Source organism: Parasphingorhabdus sp. (genome assembly GCF_039968395.1).
GTDB lineage: Bacteria > Pseudomonadota > Alphaproteobacteria > Sphingomonadales > Sphingomonadaceae > Parasphingorhabdus.
Genome location: NZ_JBDVPV010000005.1, coordinates 324,931 through 343,157, shown reverse-complemented (window position 1 = coordinate 343,157; position 18,227 = coordinate 324,931). Strand labels below are relative to the sequence as shown.

The window sequence follows — 18,227 nt, the reverse complement described above, 5'->3', positions numbered from 1 at the left end:
AGAGGAAATCAGCCATGGCGACCAGTGCGGCCGGAAAAGAACGCATGATCAGCTCAGCAGATGTCAGCGAAGCGGATCTATATGTGGAAGATCGATGGCAGGCTCCGTTTGCCGCGTTGAGGCGGGACATGCCGGTCAGCTATTGTCCGGAAAGTCCTTATGGCCCTTATTGGTCAGTGGTCACTCTCGACTTGATTCAAAAAGTCGAACTCGATCCGGATGTTTTTTCATCTGCGTCACATCTGGGCGGAATCACGATCACGGAAGGTATCGGTGAAGCTGAGTTTCCCAATTTCATTGCGATGGACAAACCCAAGCATACGGCACAGCGCAAGGTTGTACAGCCCGCTTTCAACCCCAGCGAAATGGCCCGCAGAGAAAAAGAAATCCGCGATCGAACGCGGCAACTGCTCCATGAATTGCCCGTTGGTGAAACATTTGACTGGGTAGAGGAAGTCTCGATCAAGTTAACGATCGGCATGCTGTGCATATTGTTCGATTTTCCATGGGCAGAACGCCACGACATGAAGCGCTGGTCGGACTGGGCCAGCGAAGTCACACCTGATCAAAGCGAAGAACGCAGACAATTATTCTTTGAACAGATGTTTCAGATGCTTTCCCGATTTGATCAGCTATTCGAAGCCCGGCGCAGCGCGCCTCCGGCGGATGATCTGTTTTCCCGAATCGTGCACAGTGAAGCCATGGGCAACATGCCTGAACTGGAGCGCCTTGCGAACATCGCATTGCTGATAGTCGGCGGCAACGACACCACTCGCAATTCGATGAGCGGCTTTATCCACGCTTGCCAGCAGTATCCCGATCAGTTTGAGCTTTTGAGAGCCGATCCTTCCCTCATCCCCAATGCAGCGCAGGAAATTATCCGCTGGCAATCTCCGGTCACGCACATGCGCCGAACCTGCACGGAAGACACGGAGCTGAACGGCCAGCATCTGTCAAAAGGCGACAAAGTCATCCTCTGGTATATTTCAGGCAATCGCGATGAGACCATCTTTGAAAATCCAGATGCTTTTGATGTGACCAGAGAAAATGCGCGGCGTCACGTGGCATTCGGACACGGCGTGCATCGCTGCGTAGGGGCGCGACTTGCGGAAATTCAGCTGGCGATACTGTTTGAGGAAATTCTGGCTCTCAATGTCCGGGTCAAGGAAGTAGAGCAGCCGGAACGACTGGCTAGTCCGTTCCTTCACGGATTTACGTCAATGCCAGTGCAACTGGTTCCGATCAGCTGATCCAAATCAAACCAGCAATCCGTTCCAAATTGCTACTCCAGCATTTTCGGAGCTTCCTTTTGAAGCTTTTCCTTGATCTTGTTGGCGAACATACCGAGCAAGGGCGGCAGATCGAAAATCGCGTAGACTTCGTCATCACGCACCTGCATCTCGCTATCGATTTTCTGGCCCATGGCTTCAAGGGTGCAATGCAGCGTATCGCCCTCCCAGTGGTGATCCGACACCGTCGCACCGGGAACGGATTCACTTAGCGTGTGAACGCCATTACCCATTCGGGTCTTGGCATCTGCCACCCCCAGTTTGTGCGGAATATTGACGGTAACCGGTACGCCCATAACTGTGTCTCCCTGTCGCACTTCCCTAACACGCTGTGAGTGAAGGTCAATTCTCCCCGGAATTACTTGGCGTGAGCGGAATTTGCGATTAGGCACGGCGACATGATCCTGGTTATCGACAATTATGACAGCTTCACCTTCAATCTGGTCCACTATCTGATGGAACTGGGCGCAGAAGTGCGGGTTGAGCGCAATGACGCCTTAAACGCTCGTGAAGCGCTCGCCACCGGCGCCGATGCTTTTCTGATATCGCCGGGGCCCTGCACGCCAAATGAAGCGGGCATTTCACTTGATCTGGTCGCGGCTTGTGCAGATGCAGAACGGCCGTTGTTAGGCGTGTGCCTGGGCCATCAAAGCATCGGGCAGCATTTTGGGGGCAAGGTCGTCCGGGGAGGACTGATGCACGGAAAAACATCCCCGGTCGTTCATGACAATAGCGGCGTGTTTGCGGATATCCCCACACCCTACACCGCTACGCGATATCATTCCCTCATCGTTGAAGATATTCCAGACTATCTGGTGATCAACGCCACTGCAGATGACGGATCAGTAATGGGATTCCGCCACGACAGCCTTCCCATGCACGGCGTTCAGTTTCACCCCGAAAGCATTGCAACCGAGCACGGCCACCAGCTACTCGCCAATTTCATGACGATTGCCGGACTGGAACCGAGACTGCCCAACAAGGTACATCATGACATTAGCTGACCCTTCACATCCATTGAATACACAGCAGGCGCAAAGCGCCTTTTCGAAGATTCTGGATGGTGAATGTCCTGCAGATGAGGTGTCTGCATTTCTTGTAGCGCTCGCAGACCGCGGCGAAACGGCCACGGAAATCGCAGTGGCCGCAAGTGAGATGCGCAAACGCATGGTTACCGCTGATGCGCCGGAAAACGCGATTGATGTCTGCGGAACTGGTGGAGATGGCAGCCATAGTTTGAATATATCTACAGCTGCTGCCCTGGTTGTTGCAGCTTGCGATGTCCCGATGGCCAAACATGGTAACCGTGCCGCATCGAGCAAATCCGGCGCTGCTGATACTTTGGAAGCGCTGGGTCTCGATCTTGCAAAAGCGGCAACTGGCGGAGAAGAATCTCTTCGGGATGTTGGCATCGGTTTCTTTTTTGCGCCCAATCATCATCCGGCTCTTGGGCCGCTTGTCCCCGTTCGCAAAGCAATCGGACGACGTACGATCTTCAATCTGCTGGGCCCGTTATGCAATCCGGCGCGGGTCAAACGCCAGCTTATCGGAGTCGCAACGCCGGATCTTGTTCGCACCTATGCTGATGCCGCTCTCCAGCTCGGCTATGAAAAGGCGATGATTGTTTCGGGGGAAGAAGGGCTTGACGAACTGAGTATTTCCGGCCCCTCCAAGGTCGCAATAGTCGAACGTGGACAAATAACCGAGAGCCGCATTTGTCCGAAAGACGTCGGCCTGCCCTCCCATCCTGCCGATGCCATAAAAGGCGGAGACCCCGCCTATAATGCGGCCGCGCTTGAGAAGCTGTTGCTCGGCGAAGCTTCTGCTTATCGTGATGCCGTGCTGCTTAACAGCGCCGCCGGCTTGCTGGTCGCTGGCGAAGTTGAAAGCTGGGAAGCTGGTGTCGAAGAAGCCGCCGAGGCAATTGACAAAGGGCTCGCCAACGCCCTGCTCAAATGCTGGATTGCAAACCAGTGACCGGGCGATCTATGAAGCGCAGCCATGAATAAGCTTACCGAAATCTGCCAGACCAAAGGCCGACATGTCGCGGAACGCAAAGCCCAGATCTCCGCGGCTGCATTGCACGATCAGATTCGGCAGCAAACCGCGCCCAGAGGATTTATCAGCGCGATTGAAGAGAAATCAAAAGCCGGATTTGCATTGATTGCGGAAATAAAAAAAGCCAGTCCATCCAAAGGCCTGATCCGGGAGGATTTTGACCCGCCGGCCCATGCGCGGGCCTATGAAGCAGCGGGAGCAGCCTGCCTTTCGGTTCTGACGGACATTCCTTATTTTCAGGGGGCTGACGAATATCTGGTCGCTGCGCGGACGGCAGCGTCTCTGCCTTGTCTGCGCAAGGACTTCATGGTTGATCCCTGGCAGGTCATGGAGTCCCGGGCATTGGGCGCAGATGCTATCCTGATCATCATGGCGGCGCTTGAAGACAGTCTGGCAGCCGAAATTGAGGACGCGGCGAAGGAACTCGGCATGGATGCGCTCATCGAGGTCCATGACACCGAAGAGCTGGAACGCGCGCTCAAATTGCAATCCCCTCTGCTGGGCATAAACAACCGCAATCTCAAGACGTTCGAGACCAGTCTCACCCAAACGGAAACATTGTCACGAAACGTCCCGGATGATCGGATCATGGTGTCCGAAAGCGGTATATTCTCTCATGCGGACTGTTTGCGCCTGTCCGAATGCGGGGCGCGGTCATTCCTCGTGGGCGAATCCCTGATGCGGCAGGACAATGTCGAAACAGCCACACGATTGCTGCTGACCGGCACAGAGGAAGTCACATGAGCAAACTCACCCATATTGATGGCGATGGCGCGGCGCACATGGTCGATATTGCCCACAAATCCGATACCGTCCGGGAGGCACGCGCCGAGGGTGAAATCCACATGGAATTGGACACATTGGACGCTATAAAGGCCAATGCAATGAAGAAAGGTGATGTGCTGGCCACTGCCCGTATTGCCGGGATCATGGCGGCAAAAAAGACCAGCGATCTGATCCCGCTTTGTCATCCGCTGGCCTTGAGCAAGGTCGCCGTAGATTTTACCTTTCTGGAGGATGGAATACGGGTTGAATCCATGGCTCGACTGACGGGTAAGACGGGCGTAGAAATGGAAGCATTAACGGCTACTTCTGTGACATTGCTTACAATCTATGACATGTCAAAAGCAATGCAAAAGGACATGATCATCAGCGATATCAGACTGCTGGCAAAATCGGGCGGAAAATCCGGAGACTGGAGCGCTTGATGGGTGCGCTCATGCCTCTGGAAGAAGCCCAGAAGCGGGTTATTCATCTGGCACAGCGGCTCCCGCCCGAGACACTTCCAATCGCTAAGGCAACCGGTCGATATCTGGCCGAAGATCTTCCTGCCAAACGCAGCCAACCCGCAGGCGACATGTCTGCGATGGACGGATATGCGATATGTTTTGAAGATCGGGAGGGCCCATGGACCCGGGTTGGTGAATGCAAGGCCGGTAGCCCGCCCTGCCCGCCCCTAAAGCCCGGAGAAACTGCGAGAATTTTTACCGGCGCATTGCTACCCGAGGGCGCAGACACTGTGGTGATGCAGGAAAATGTGAACGCTGAAGGCGAAACCGTCCACCTGATGACCGAAGCATCACCGGTCAAAGGGCGTCACGTCCGCCACAAAGGCGGCGACTTTGATGTTGGGGACATTGTCCTGACCACAGGCACCTGTCTGGACGCACGCGCGCTGGGACAGGCCGTTATCGCCGGTCATGGCGAACTTCCGGTGTTCAGCTTGCCCAAAATCGCGATTTTGTCCACTGGCGATGAACTGGTCGAACCCGGCCAGAAAACGGCGCTACACCAAATTCCCGCCAGCAACGACGTGATGATCTCTGCGATGTTGTCCGCTTTTCCTGCAGAGGCTCGCAATATCAGCCGCATTGCGGATAATATGGACATGCTGTGTAATGCGCTCGACAGCGCAAGGGATTGCGATATCATCGTGACAATTGGCGGCGCATCGGTTGGCGATCATGATCTTGTCGGTCCGGCCTTCGAAAAACTCGGCGGAAATATCGATTTCTGGAAGATAGCCATGAAACCGGGCAAGCCTTTAATGGCTGGAAAACTTGGAGATTCCATAGTGTTGGCGCTCCCCGGCAATCCTGGCTCTGCTTTTGTAACCGCCACTTTGTTTCTGCTTCCTCTGATCAGATTTTGTGCCGGAGCGACCGACTATATGCCTCGACAGCAGCAAGCCTTCACAACCACCAGCCTGCCGGCAACGACCAGACGCGCCCAGTTCCTCCGCGCGAAGGTCGATGCCAGCGGAATAACCGCCTATGACAGTCAGGACAGCGCCAAACTGTCCGTTCTGACCGCAGCCAACGCCCTGCTCTGCCGCCCGGCCCATTCACCGGAGCAAAAAGCAGGCACCAGTGTTCCCTACATCACGATTTGAGGCGCCGGGGATAATCACTTAAGGCTTGACTTAACCTCTTTTGTTTCATAATTGTTCTTTATTCGTTCTTGATATGGGACCGCGATTATGCTGACTACCAAACAACATGAGCTTTTGTGTTTTGTCGATGAGAGGCTGAAGGAAACCGGCGTTTCTCCATCGTTTGAAGAAATGAAAGAGGCTTTGGGACTGAAGTCCAAATCTGGCATTCACCGTTTGATCAGCGCTCTGGAAGAACGCGACTTTATTCGGCGGCTTCCCAATCGTGCGCGCGCACTGGAAGTGCTCAAACTGCCGGAAGGCGGAATCGTCGCATCAGCACCTTCAACGGTGGTCAGCATGGCTGAAGCAAGACCGGCTCCTGCCGCTGCGCCAACAAGAGAATTACCGATTGCCGCGAATGACATTATTGAAATTCCGCTCCACGGTCGCATCGCTGCAGGCGTTCCGATTGAAGCGCTGGAGGGGCAATCTTCGCTCAGTGTTCCAGCGGCGCTCCTCGGTTCCGGCGAACATTATGCCCTGGAAGTTTCGGGCGATTCGATGATTGATGCGGGCATTCTCGATGGCGACTACGCATTGATCCAGAGGACCGAAACCGCGCGTAACGGAGAGATTGTCGTTGCGCTGGTGCATGAAGAGGAAGCCACTTTGAAATATGTGTTCAAGGAAGATGGCAATGTTCGGCTGGATCCTGCCAATTCGGCCTATGAACCGCAATTATACGGCCCCGGTGAAGTACGCATTCAGGGTAAAATGGCCGGATTGCTGAGGCGTTATAACTAGGCCACTATGGCTAAGCTAACCAGGCTAGTCCGTCTGGAACCGTTGATCCATGACCGATTTGAAGCGCATCCATATATGATCGCCTGATCGTTCACGAACGGTCTCTATTTTGCCGCTGGCAAGATGGATAGTCAGTCCACCGGTCTGTCGCAATAGCGTCCGGTCAGCCTTGATCCAGCGGGGCTTGCAACTTTCAGGCAAACGGCGCTCACTCACAACGATATCGGCACGCTGACACGCGGCGGACAGGGCAAGTGCAGGCAAATAATATGTGCTGCGCATCGCCAGTAACGTCCATTTTCTGCCGCCTTTGGGCCCCTCATCAAACAAAACCACCGTGCAACTATCCCTGTTGCAGTTTGCACCAGGCCAATCGTCCAGATTCGCGGGTTCGCCTTTCACTCCTGCGCTTTCCAAAAGCATGCTTCGGATAAAATCACCACTGCGCGTGCGCAACATCGCGAATTCATTGTCGGCGTTGCGAATACCGACATGGCGGCCATCTCCGGTGACAAGAATATCCGCCGGACGTGTGAGAGCCATGATCAGCAATCCCAGCGTCAAAGGAACTCCGCCCCATAACCGCCATTTGTCCTTCCACAAAAATATCCAGAGTCCACCCGCGAGGATCAGGCCAAAGCTGACGATCGGCATTGTCGGAAACAAGGTTACAGCGCCCGGGCTGGACGAAACGAAATGCGCCAGAGCGATCAACCCTTGCAAGGCTTTTTCGCAAATCCACCATGCCGGGGCCCCAAGGCCGAAACTATCAAGAAACAGCGCCAAAGCTTCCATCGGCATGATGACAAAAGTCGTCAGCGGAATGGCGATAATATTGGCAAATGCTCCATAAAGTCCCGCCTTGTGAAAATGATACAGGGCGATCGGCATCAACGCGATTTCCACTGCCAGTCCGGTCAGGAATAACGAGATGATTACCCGACGAATCCGACGAAAGTATCCCTCCTCCCGCGGCGCAAGCAGCGCGCGCATGCGGGGATGTTCATGCAATGCAATTATCGATGTTACCGCGGCAAAACTCAGCTGGAAACTCGGGCCAATCAGCACTTCAGGCCAGATTATCAGAACGAAAAGCGCGCCCGCTGCTACCATGCGTAATGTCAGCGCACTCCGTCCCAGCATGAGAGCTGCCAGGACCAGCAACGCCGCGATACACGCGCGAACAGTCGGAACCTGGGCACCTGTCATCAGCGTGTATGCGAGCGCAGCAATGGCCGCACAACCCGCTGCAAACAAAGGCAGGCGCCAGCGCAGGGCCAGGGGTGGAAACGCTGCCAGAAACTTGAGCACAATCAGATAGACTGCCCCGACAATGGCCGTCACATGCAGACCGCTGATTGACAGCAGATGTGCCAACCCGCTGTTCCGCATGGCTTCGGCATCCTCATCGGTTATTGCGCCACGATCACCGGTTGCCAGAGTAGCGCCAATCGCTGCCGCGCCGCCGGACATTCGGGACTGCACATGTTCGGATAGTCGTTGCCGGTAGTTGGAAATATCAAACGAACCGGAAGCTGACTCGACTATTCTCGCTTCACCAAGAAGTTGTCCGGTTGCTCCCAGTCCTTGAAACCAGGCGCGTTCGGCGAAGTTATAGGCGCCTGGCAAAGAAGAAATGGCAGGAGGCATCAGCCGTGCGCGCAATTCTATGATAGCACCGGGCTGAAGCCCGTCCAATGCAGCGTTTGCCGGAACATTGACCCGAACACGAGGAGGCAGGCCCGCCTTGCCTCTGGTATCGAGAACCAGTCTGACTTGATCCCGCGACAAAATGAATTCCGACCTTTCAATTTCTGCATAGAAGGTGGTGACGACCGGTCGTTCCAGCACGGGAGTGGCAACAGCCCAGGATCGCAGCCAGATTGTCAGACATCCTGCTGCTGTCAGCAAGGCAATCCAGAATATCACGCCCGCCAGTCGGCGTTTTCGGGCCGTTCTGGCGACAATAAGCATTGTCGCCACGCAGAGAAGAATCAACGCCAGCCATGCAAGCGGATCGGCCAGCAAAAACCAGAATGCGATCCCTGATCCAAAGGCGACCGGGCTCCATAGCGGCAATTGATCCCGCTCTTTTTCCAATTGTTTTTCAACCCATCGAACTACATTGGATCGTGCAACAAATTCTGGCAATTGTCGGCAGCTAAACACCATGCTAAGGGCGCTGGAATTCGAACCGGCAATGATGGATTGCGGCGTCTCTTCTTCGGGATTTCCGCCAATCGCGGCAGAGCCGGATGAATATGCATCGCTGTGCATCGCGATGGATTATCACAGGGGAACGACAAGCGTGAATGATATTAGCAGTGACCAGGTCGTAACGCGCTTTGCGCCCTCCCCGACCGGATTCCTTCATATTGGCGGAGCCAGAACGGCCATGTTCAACTGGCTTTACGCTCGCCATCATGGCGGCAAAGCCCTCCTCCGTATTGAGGATACCGACAAGGCGCGGTCCACTCAGGAGGCGATTGATGCCATAATGGAAGGACTGGACTGGCTCGGACTGGACTGGGATGAAGAGCCCGTGTTCCAGTCACAGCGCGCCGAACGCCACGCTGAGGTGGCTCAAGAATTGCTCGCTTCGGGCAAGGCATATAAATGTTTCGCCACGCCAGATGAATTGGCGGCAATGCGTGAACAGCAACGGGCTGAGAAAAAGCCAATGCGCTATGATGGCCGCTGGCGTGATCGCGATCCTGCAGAGGCATCAGAAGGTGCACCTTATGCGATCCGACTGAAAACCGAACAGCGCGGCAAAACCACAATCACCGACGCTGTTCAGGGCGAGGTATCCGTACAGAACAGCGAAATCGATGATTTCATTCTTCTGCGGTCGGACGGGACACCAACTTATATGCTGGCGGTCGTGGTTGATGACCATGACATGGGCGTCACCCATCTAATCCGCGGCGATGATCACCTGAACAACGCGTTTCGGCAGCTGGAACTTGTTCGTGCCATGGATTGGAAAGAACCGGTCTACGCGCATATTCCTCTGATCCACGGCAATGATGGTGCCAAGCTGTCAAAGCGCCATGGCGCGCTGGGTGTGGAAGCTTATCGCGATATGGGGATCATGGCGGATGCCATGTTCAACTATCTTCTCCGCCTCGGTTGGGGCCATGGCGATGACGAGATTATTTCGCGGGACCAGGCGACGGAGTGGTTTGAATTGTCCGGTGTTGGAAAATCACCATCACGTTTCGATGCCAAGAAACTGCAGAATCTGAACGGGCAATATATTCGCGAGGCCGCTAACACCGAACTGGTCAGCTTGATTACACCCGGAATTGAGCGCTTGCTGGACGGCAAGTTGACGCTCGCAAATATCGATTTGCTGGCGCAGGCGATGCCGGTTTTGAAAAGCCGTGCGAAAAACCTGCTGGAATTGGCAGAAAGTAGCGTTTTTCTCTATAAAAATCGACCACTTGGCCTCGACGAGAAGGCACAAACTCTGCTAGACGCCGACGCAAGGCATTTGCTTGAATCGATTCATGCTGCTTTGGCCAAACTCGAAGACTGGACGATCGAGGCGACTGAAGACTGTGTGAAAGCGATAGCAGAAGCTGCCGAATTGGGGTTAGGGAAGCTCGCACAACCCATGCGCGCCGCTTTGACGGGAAGTACCAGTTCACCCGGAATTTTTGACGTACTGATACTCTTGGGCAAGGAAGAGTCACTGGCGCGTCTCGAAGATCAAATAAAATAGCCTGAAAATTTCAGGAGCAGAAAGGACACTATTGTGGGCAATAATAGCGCATCATTCGGCCTTAACGGCAATAACTATGACTTCGAAGTCATGCAGGGTAGCGAAGGACCGGATGTTATCGATATCCGCAAGCTTTATGCGCAAACAGGTGCATTTACCTACGATCCCGGCTTCACCTCAACCGCGAGCTGCGAGTCTGACTTGACGTTCATTGATGGCGGCGAAGGCATATTGTTGCATCGCGGCTATTCCATCGAACAACTGGCCGAACACAGCAACTTTATGGAAGTCGCTCATCTCTTGCTCCGCGGTGAATTGCCGACGACCGATGAATATTCGGAGTTCACCAATACGATCACGCGTCACACGATGCTCCATGATCAATTGAGCGGCTTCTATCATGGCTTCCGCCGCGACGCCCACCCAATGGCGATCATGTGCGGTGTTGTTGGTGCTCTCTCTGCATTTTATCACGACAGCACGGATATTAATGATCCGCAGCAACGGATGATTGCAAGTCACCGACTGATTGCAAAAATGCCGACAATTGCTGCGATGGCGTATAAATATGCTGTCGGACAACCGCCGATGTATCCGGACAATAATCTCAGCTATACCGGCAATTTCCTGCGCATGACCTTCGGGGTTCCTGCGGAAGAATATGAAGTCAACCCGGTTATCGAAAAAGCGATGGACCGGATTTTTATTCTTCATGCCGATCATGAGCAAAATGCTTCCACTTCAACCGTGCGACTGGCCGGTTCATCGGGCGCAAACCCATTTGCCTGCATCGCAGCCGGCATTGCCTGTCTTTGGGGCCCTGCGCATGGCGGCGCCAATGAAGCGGCGCTCAACATGCTCCACGAAATCGGTCATCCCGACCGTATTCCCGAGTATATTGCGCGTGCGAAAGACAAGGATGATCCGTTCCGCCTGATGGGCTTCGGTCACCGCGTTTACAAAAACTATGATCCGCGCGCTTCGGTCATGCAAAAAACCGTTCGTGAAGTCTTTGATGCACTGAAAGTCAGCGATCCCGTGTTCGACGTTGCATTGCAGCTGGAAGAAATGGCACTGAACGATCCGTATTTCATCGACAAGAAACTGTTCCCGAACGTGGATTTCTATTCCGGCATAATCCTGTCGGCGATCGGGTTCCCGACATCCATGTTTACCGCCCTGTTCGCACTTGCCCGTACCGTTGGCTGGGTTGCACAATGGAATGAAATGATTTCTGATCCCGGTCAGCGCATTGGCCGTCCGCGCCAGCTTTACACGGGACCAAAGCAACGCGACTTTGTCGCGATTGGTGATCGCTAGACTATAGTCAGATCAACTGGATATATTGAAAAAGGGAGCGAAATTCGCTCCCTTTTTTATGCGTCGCGCGCGGGCAGTTTCAAAGTGAAAGCTGTTCCCTTGCCGGGACTGCTCTCAACGGAAAGACTGCCATCCATCGCTTCGGCAAGGCGCCGGGAGATAAACAGGCCCAGCCCGCTCCCGCCATCGCCAGACCGGCCAAGTCTTTCAAATTTCTCGAATATCTTGGACTGATCTTCAATCGCAATTCCATCCCCCTGATCCGAGACAGTGATCGCGACTTCATCGCTTTCGGCTTTGACCTGTATTTTAATAACCGATCCATCCGGAGAATAGCGAATGGCATTGCCGACAAGATTCACCAAAATCTGTAAAACGCGCCGGAATTCTCCTTTTGCAGGAGCGGTCTTGTCTTCAGACGGCAAATCAATCCGGATCTGATGATCTGCCGATTTGACCGCCAGCAGACCAGCTGTCCGGTGCGCTAGATCCACGAGGTCTATATCGTCAGAAGCAACTGAAAAGTTCGATCGCTCAATTGCTTCCAGGTCTGAAAGATCGTCTACCAGCGAAAGGAGATGTCGCCCTGCTGCGGCAATATCATTCGCATAGTCCGAATAATTTCCGCGCAAGGGCCCGACCAGCTGATTGCTGATCGTTTCCGCATTGGCAATTATCTTGTCCAGTGGCTGACGCAAGGCAGGACCGAGTTGCGATCCAAAAAGGGAATCACCGATAAGACCGGAGCCCGTTTTTGCCGGCGAAGAAGATGTAGATGAAGACGGGATGGAAGCTGGGTCACTAACTGCTGCAACCTCGCGTTCCAGCGTAAACTGATATCCGGAATAGAGACCGGAGCCATCGATAAGTGGCTGTCCCGTGATCATGTAAGTCGCCCGAGAACCGGCCACATGCCTGACCTTTTGACTGCGAATGGGCTGGCGTTCGGCAATCAGTTCCGACATGCTTGAACTGGTCGTTCTACCCAAAAGTTCAAAACTGTCCCAAAACAGACGCCCTACAGTATCCGCCGCGATCCCCGGTTCGCCGGGCAGGAAAATCGACATGATCCGAAGCGACGCGTCGGTCCGGATTGAACCTCTTCCGTTTAACCGGTCAAAATCTCTCTGACGCTGAACGGAATCGGCATCCACTACCGGTGCTTCGCTCTCACGCCATTCGGTTATGGCAATAGCCAACCTGCCATAATTTTTATCCCGACCAATCTGGGTTTCAACCCACATGCTCACGATGGAATCTTCATTTGCAGCGGTCACCGAACGCGACAGATTCATTCCCAAACGTTTGCTGAGCCGGCATAAATCCGCCAATTGTGGTACTGCCAGCGGCCCACCGTCGACGCCGCCAGATTGTCGGTGCAATCGCATCAACGGAGGGTCAGCAGATACCAGCAATCCATCCGCATCCAGTTCGGCGCGCACGGGTTCCGCGAGGCTGCGCGAGTCAGTCATCTGCGTAGGGCACCGGCATCTTGGGCATCGAGCATCCGGACAGCCGCTTGATAATCCCGGTTTGCAGACCAGGTCGAAACAAGCCTCGAAGCCAGATGAATATCAATTTCATGATAGGACGCGGCGGTCATGCTCTCGCCATTGCCGTCAAGAGACGCGTGAATGGAAAGTGCCTCTTCGGCAGGCAGGTTCATGGATTTCAGCAGGACGACCAGACGGGCCATGTTCCGATCAGCAGTGAAGGCGTAAATCTGGCTGGCCGGTAAATGAGTGCGCAGCGACAGGCGCGCGACAAACAACTCCAGGCCATCGCGCAACGGGTGCAAGTTTTGCGCAGCGCTGTCGGCGGACCCATCGATCAATCTGGCCAAACGATCTGCGCGGCTCTGCGCAGAATCGCTTTCATCATGTTCGGACAAGACTGACTCGGCCGCAGCAACAAGTTCGGAACCGGTAGATCCGGCGAGCTTTGCAACTGCTGCTGTTATTGGCCAGACGAGTGCGTGCATAATTTCGGCGGGTAGCCCGGATATCGGTGCATTGCTGTTGTCGGAATTGCCGCCTTCCCTGCTTTGCGCCACCAGCAATCCCATCGCTGCTTCAGCAATGGCCGGATCAGCGTGATCCAGATGCCTGGTCAAAATCCGCTCCAGCTCTGCCTGAGATATTTTCTGAACAAGTCGCAAAGACAGCTCCGCTTTCTGAGCCTGAACAAAAACATGACCGAGGATTTCGCTCGAATTGATAATGCCGGCCTGCTCAAGCAACGGAAGGCTATGCCCCTGGTCGCTCGCTGCAACGGCAGCTATTGTCTCATCCGCGACGTCAAATCTCTGAGTTGCGACAAGACAGAGTTGTTTTTCGATTTTGAAGACGAGAGACTTGAGATATTGACGGCTGAAAGACAGCATACGGTCTGAAAACCGGACATCCGATTTAGGGAATAATGCTGCTGCCAGATCATCTGCTGCAAATGCACTGGTTCCCGCCGCGTGGGTTGCACGTTGCAAGAGGCTTTGATTCGCGCCGCGATCGTTGGAAAAATCCTGTTCCGCCATAGGATTGGCCATAGGTTAATGTGGTTAATATCCCGCTAAGCGCGAAAAAGCGACTTCATCCGAAATGTTACAATTGTTCAACTTTTTGGCTTTGCGAAATACGTGTCCAAGCCGAGATATAGGGCCGAAATCAAAAATCCAGCGTAAAAACCGGTGAAAACCTGCCCAAAAAACCCGCCCGTCAATGCAAGCAGGAGAACCAGCATTAAATCTGGCCGGAACATCTCTAACTTATTGTTGTTACTAAGTTTATTGGCTGCCAGGATATTGAGCAGCAAACCGGCCATGATGACAGCATTGGGTATGACAACAGTCGGTATTGAAATCTTTACAGTCAAGATCAACAACGCTGCCGACCAGATGGAGACAGCCACGCTGCTGAAGCTTTGATGCCGGTCCACATCTGTGGAAAAAATGTCGAATGCTTCCCGTTGTTTGCGCACCAATTGAGCAATTATGAGCAGAACGAGCGTTGGCACCGGCCAGGCAAACCAGGCCGTGACACAAGCAAATACGCCCAATATCGTGGTTGCCACACCCAGATATTGTCCTGCATTTTTCATCGCACCGAGCGTGCGGACGCCGATCCGTGCGAGAGGCCATGTTACGAAGCGTTCCAGAAAATTGCCGCGCAGTCGATCATGATCGTGCAGTTTATGCTGGACATATTCGGAAATGGCATCGGAATTGCGCAATGCGTATATTGCGCCGCTCTCGATCTGATCATCGGTCATCACTTCCCGTTGACACCCTGACTGAACTGCAGTCCGCAGCAAAGCCGAGCCAACATCCCAATCTTCGGGGATGGCTTCCAGTTCCTGCAATCGAGAAGTATCTAATACCGCTACGCCCAGCCAGCGATGCGTCAGATCGACACGTTCATAGTCGCTATATTGTTCGGCGTTGTCGACCACAAAAACTGATTCAGGACCATCACCACAAAGTGCATTTCTCACTTCATTGCCCGGAAGCACACCATCTCCCAAAAACAGGAACTGGCCCTCCTCCGAGCCATATTTGGCGAGATCTGCGCCGTTTCGCAAAATTTTGACATCAATATCCTGCTGTCTGAAAGCATCGACCCGTTGCATCAACGCTCCGGGAATAGCCGCGCTTATCAACAAGATTGTTTCTGCGCCCAATTCCCGAACAAATTGCACTTGTTGTTCGAGCACACTTCCATCAAAAATATTCTGAAGACCGGGCGGACCACTGTTATCCTGCCCGTCATCGAGTAACGAAATAAGCGCCAGTTTCACGATCTTTTTCCGATGGGACAATTGGTCATTCTGCTAAACTCATAGGATGCAACCTACGGGCATGCAAAGCGATATTCCGGTATAGTCAAAGAATGGGGGCGTTATCCGTTGAAACTCGGGTTAGCCCCGACGCAAAATCAGTCGCGATCATCGCCAATTGTGGAGACAGCCTTTTCCAGTTTGCGCAAGATCACGGGGTCTCCAGGCGCCGAATTGGCAGCTTCATCCGCCAGTTCGATAACCTGCGATGCACCGAAGCTGGCGGCGAGACCTTTCAGGCGCCATGCTGCATATTGCCAATTGGCATCACAGCGGGCCCGACCCAGCAAATCGACCTGGCGATTTGCACTCTCCAGAAACGCACCACGCAGTTCTTCAATCAGTGACTGATCATCACCAACTGCTGCTGCCAAAGCGGCGTCCAAAGCTCCATAATCAAATGACATGCCCCACGTTTAGGTTGTGGTGGTTAACTTAAGGTTTCTCTCGGCGAGATTTATGGTAAACAGGAAGCATGACAAATGGATCGAAAATAGTGGGGATACGGCGTGATCGGGATCAGGATCCTCACGATCATGTCGAGTTTGAAGATACAGATACAGGGGCAGAAGCCGACGCACCGACTGACGCTTCGGAAGATCCATCTGATTTTTCTCTGGAAAACGAAGATGATGCGATCAGAGATGACGAAGAAACCTGGTCTCATTATGCCGATGACGAAGCAATAGCACTATCAGGTCCTGCTATCTGGCCACCAGTTCTTCTGGTCGCGGCAATAGCGGGATGGACAGCTTTTTTTGCCTGGGCGAATCGCGAGATTTTTGTTTCAATTCCGACACCCAAGGCGGGAATTGATCTTGTTTCGGACTGGAGCCTCCCAGTCATCATCTTCACTCTCGCCTATCTGCTTTACATGCGGAACAGCAGCAGGGAGGCCAATCGTTTTTCCGATGTAGCCTCATCGTTGCGCAGCGAGTCCGAGCAACTGCAAACCCGCCTCAAGACTGTGAACAACGAGCTGTCCATGGCGCGTGAATTCCTGGCCGGCGAAACGAGAGAACTGGAAACGCTCGGCACCCAGTCGACTGAAAAGCTGACGACTGCGGCCAGCAGCATCAAATCAGCATTGAGCGACGGCCTCGAAAAAATGACAAAACTCGATAAGGTCGGTGCTGCTGCTTACCAGAATCTGGAACAATTGCGGGAGCATCTGCCGGTTGTGATCAACACAGCCAAGGATGTCACAAATCAGATCGGCAACACAGGACGCTCAGCCCAGAACGAAATGGCTGCGATGATCAACACTTTGAAAAGAGTGGGTGAAGTCGGGTCTGCTTCCAAGCAAAGCCTTGACGAGCTCAATGAAAAATCGGCCGCTTCACTGGCAGGTCTTTCCAAAACAGCCGAAGACATCAAGACAAATTTTGTCCATCAACTGGAACAAACAGAAACCGGCTCTACCCGAATTGCTTCGATTTTGAAGGAGACATCGGAAGAAGTCATCGGGGCTCTGCACAAGACCAGAAGCGAGCTGGCAACCGAAACGTCTCAATCGTCACAGGCCATTCGGTCTGATCTGGAAGAGCTGGGAGCCACGCTTGAGACTGTGCGATCTGCGGCCGATGATGAAGATATCCGTTTAAAACAGCTCATCGCAGAACTGAATCGCAATGTCGTTGAGATATCAGAAAATGTGGCTCAGCTTGACAATACTGGCGGTGACAAAACGGCCAAGCTGGCGTTTGCAATGACCGCTCTGCAACAGAATAACGACGCTCTGAAACAATCTTTGGAAGGCGGTTATGGAGTCGCTGATGGTATGATCGAACGGGTTGAAAAACTCTTGATCGCTCTGGACAGCGGAGCCCGCGAACTGGACGAAACGCTGCCCGCTGCCTTCGATCGGATGAACCAAAAATCTGACAATAGCATATTCCTCTTTGGAAAAATGACGGAAGAGGCTGGAAAAATTGGTCAGCAGGCGGAAGCCATAACGTCGAAGATTGAACGCGCGGATATCGCAATTGAGGCGCAAAGCGACAAACTCAAAGCCTTGCGCGATACCAGCAACGAATCGACCGAAGAAGTTCTGTCGCGCATCGACGCCATGTCTGCCTCGCTCCGGGAGGTACGCGAACAGAATGAAGCGCTGGCCGAAAGCGCCGGTGAAAAACTGATCAGCGCGCTGTTGCGAGTTAAGGAAACAGCCAATCAGGCATCCGAATTTTCACGCAACGCGTTGGAAAATTCGATCGCTGGTTCAACAGATTCCTTCGAGAAGGTCAGCGAAGAAGCACTTAATCGGATCATTGACGAGAAGATTGCCTCGATCGCGCCCAAGCTCGAAACCGCAGTATCCAGCGCCGTTGAAACCACCCAGTCCACGGCAGGTCATCTGACCGATCAGCTCAAAGCAATCGAAGACATGACCACCAATCTGGAGCAGCGCATTCTGTTTGCGAAAGAAAAAGCCGAACAGAGCAGTGATGAGAATTTCACCAGACGAGTGGCCTTGCTGACGGAATCCCTGAATTCGACAGCCATTGATGTAACCAAATTATTGTCCAACGAAGTCACCGATACCGAATGGGCAGCCTACCTAAAAGGGGATCGTGGAATTTTCGCACGGCGTGCAGTTCGATTGCTCGATTCCGGTGAAGTTCGCGAGATTCTGGCTGAATATGAAGGTAACACCGAATTCAGAGAGCATGTAAATCGTTATATTCACGACTTCGAAGCGATGCTTCGCGGTGTCCTCGCTACGAGAGACGGCAGTGCGATCAGTGTCACACTTCTCTCATCTGATATCGGCAAGCTCTATGTCGCGCTGGCGCAGGCAATAGAACGCCTTCGCGGCTAACAGGTC

The 18,227-nt window shown here is 53.5% G+C and carries 16 protein-coding genes; 10 read left to right on the top strand and 6 right to left on the bottom strand.

The window, feature by feature from the left end; genetic code table 11:
* Positions 1-14: 14 nt before the first annotated feature.
* A complete protein-coding gene (locus tag ABJI30_RS12305; RefSeq protein ID WP_348016986.1) occupies positions 15-1,250 on the top strand; it encodes a cytochrome P450 in 1,236 nt (411 codons plus the stop codon).
* Positions 1,251-1,282: 32 nt separating this feature from the next.
* Here ABJI30_RS12305 and ABJI30_RS12300 read toward each other — a convergent pair whose 3' ends face one another.
* Complete coding sequence (locus ABJI30_RS12300; protein ID WP_348016985.1) at positions 1,283-1,585, bottom strand: polyhydroxyalkanoic acid system family protein; 303 nt, start codon at positions 1,583-1,585, stop codon at positions 1,283-1,285.
* A 102-nt stretch (positions 1,586-1,687) separates the two neighbouring features.
* Between ABJI30_RS12300 and ABJI30_RS12295 the strand changes: the two genes are divergently transcribed.
* From ABJI30_RS12295 to lexA, 6 genes are all read left to right on the top strand, one after another.
* Positions 1,688-2,293 carry an aminodeoxychorismate/anthranilate synthase component II gene (locus ABJI30_RS12295; protein ID WP_348016984.1) on the top strand — a complete coding sequence of 202 codons (606 nt, stop codon included), beginning with the start codon at positions 1,688-1,690 and terminating at the stop codon, positions 2,291-2,293.
* Entirely contained in the window at positions 2,280-3,266 is a 987-nt protein-coding gene (gene trpD / locus ABJI30_RS12290) for an anthranilate phosphoribosyltransferase (RefSeq protein ID WP_348016983.1), read from the top strand. Before ABJI30_RS12295 ends, trpD begins: the two co-directional genes overlap by 14 nt.
* A 24-nt stretch (positions 3,267-3,290) precedes the next feature.
* Entirely contained in the window at positions 3,291-4,091 is an 801-nt protein-coding gene (gene trpC, locus ABJI30_RS12285) for an indole-3-glycerol phosphate synthase TrpC (RefSeq protein ID WP_348016982.1), read from the top strand.
* Positions 4,088-4,555, top strand: a complete 468-nt coding sequence (gene moaC / locus ABJI30_RS12280) for a cyclic pyranopterin monophosphate synthase MoaC (protein ID WP_348016981.1) — start codon at positions 4,088-4,090, stop codon at positions 4,553-4,555. Before trpC ends, moaC begins: the two co-directional genes overlap by 4 nt.
* Positions 4,555-5,739, top strand: a complete 1,185-nt coding sequence (gene glp, locus ABJI30_RS12275) for a gephyrin-like molybdotransferase Glp (protein WP_348016980.1) — start codon at positions 4,555-4,557, stop codon at positions 5,737-5,739. The genes moaC and glp overlap by 1 nt, the downstream gene beginning before the upstream one ends.
* Positions 5,740-5,826: 87 nt before the next feature.
* Positions 5,827-6,525: a transcriptional repressor LexA gene (gene lexA / locus ABJI30_RS12270; RefSeq protein WP_348016979.1), complete on the top strand. Its 699-nt coding sequence runs from the start codon at positions 5,827-5,829 to the stop codon at positions 6,523-6,525.
* Between the two features lie 24 nt (positions 6,526-6,549).
* On the opposite strand, the gene ABJI30_RS12265 is transcribed toward lexA, so the two are convergent.
* The gene (locus ABJI30_RS12265; protein ID WP_348016978.1) at positions 6,550-8,802 is read right to left on the bottom strand and encodes a ComEC/Rec2 family competence protein; all 2,253 of its coding nucleotides are present in this window, start codon (positions 8,800-8,802) and stop codon (positions 6,550-6,552) included.
* Positions 8,803-8,833: 31 nt separating this feature from the next.
* Between ABJI30_RS12265 and gltX the strand changes: the two genes are divergently transcribed.
* Together gltX and ABJI30_RS12255 are read left to right on the top strand one after the other, a co-directional pair.
* Positions 8,834-10,252: a glutamate--tRNA ligase gene (gltX, locus tag ABJI30_RS12260; RefSeq protein ID WP_348016977.1), complete on the top strand. Its 1,419-nt coding sequence runs from the start codon at positions 8,834-8,836 to the stop codon at positions 10,250-10,252.
* Positions 10,253-10,285: 33 nt separating this feature from the next.
* The gene (locus tag ABJI30_RS12255; protein WP_348016976.1) at positions 10,286-11,572 is read left to right on the top strand and encodes a citrate synthase; all 1,287 of its coding nucleotides are present in this window, start codon (positions 10,286-10,288) and stop codon (positions 11,570-11,572) included.
* A gap of 56 nt (positions 11,573-11,628) precedes the next feature.
* On the opposite strand, the gene ABJI30_RS12250 is transcribed toward ABJI30_RS12255, so the two are convergent.
* From ABJI30_RS12250 to ABJI30_RS12235, 4 genes are all read right to left on the bottom strand, one after another.
* The gene (locus ABJI30_RS12250; protein ID WP_348016975.1) at positions 11,629-13,044 is read right to left on the bottom strand and encodes a HAMP domain-containing sensor histidine kinase; all 1,416 of its coding nucleotides are present in this window, start codon (positions 13,042-13,044) and stop codon (positions 11,629-11,631) included.
* Positions 13,041-14,102 carry a hypothetical protein gene (locus tag ABJI30_RS12245; RefSeq protein WP_348016974.1) on the bottom strand — a complete coding sequence of 354 codons (1,062 nt, stop codon included), beginning with the start codon at positions 14,100-14,102 and terminating at the stop codon, positions 13,041-13,043. Before ABJI30_RS12245 ends, ABJI30_RS12250 begins: the two co-directional genes overlap by 4 nt.
* Positions 14,103-14,179: 77 nt before the next feature.
* Entirely contained in the window at positions 14,180-15,361 is a 1,182-nt protein-coding gene (locus ABJI30_RS12240) for a hypothetical protein (protein WP_348016973.1), read from the bottom strand.
* A 137-nt stretch (positions 15,362-15,498) separates the two neighbouring features.
* Complete coding sequence (locus ABJI30_RS12235) at positions 15,499-15,807, bottom strand: Hpt domain-containing protein (RefSeq protein ID WP_348016972.1); 309 nt, start codon at positions 15,805-15,807, stop codon at positions 15,499-15,501.
* 68 nt (positions 15,808-15,875) lie between these two features.
* On the opposite strand from ABJI30_RS12235, the gene ABJI30_RS12230 reads away from it, so the two are divergent.
* On the top strand, positions 15,876-18,221 hold the full coding sequence (locus tag ABJI30_RS12230) for a hypothetical protein (protein ID WP_348016971.1): 2,346 nt from the start codon (positions 15,876-15,878) through the stop codon (positions 18,219-18,221).
* The last annotated feature ends 6 nt before the right edge of the window (positions 18,222-18,227 follow it).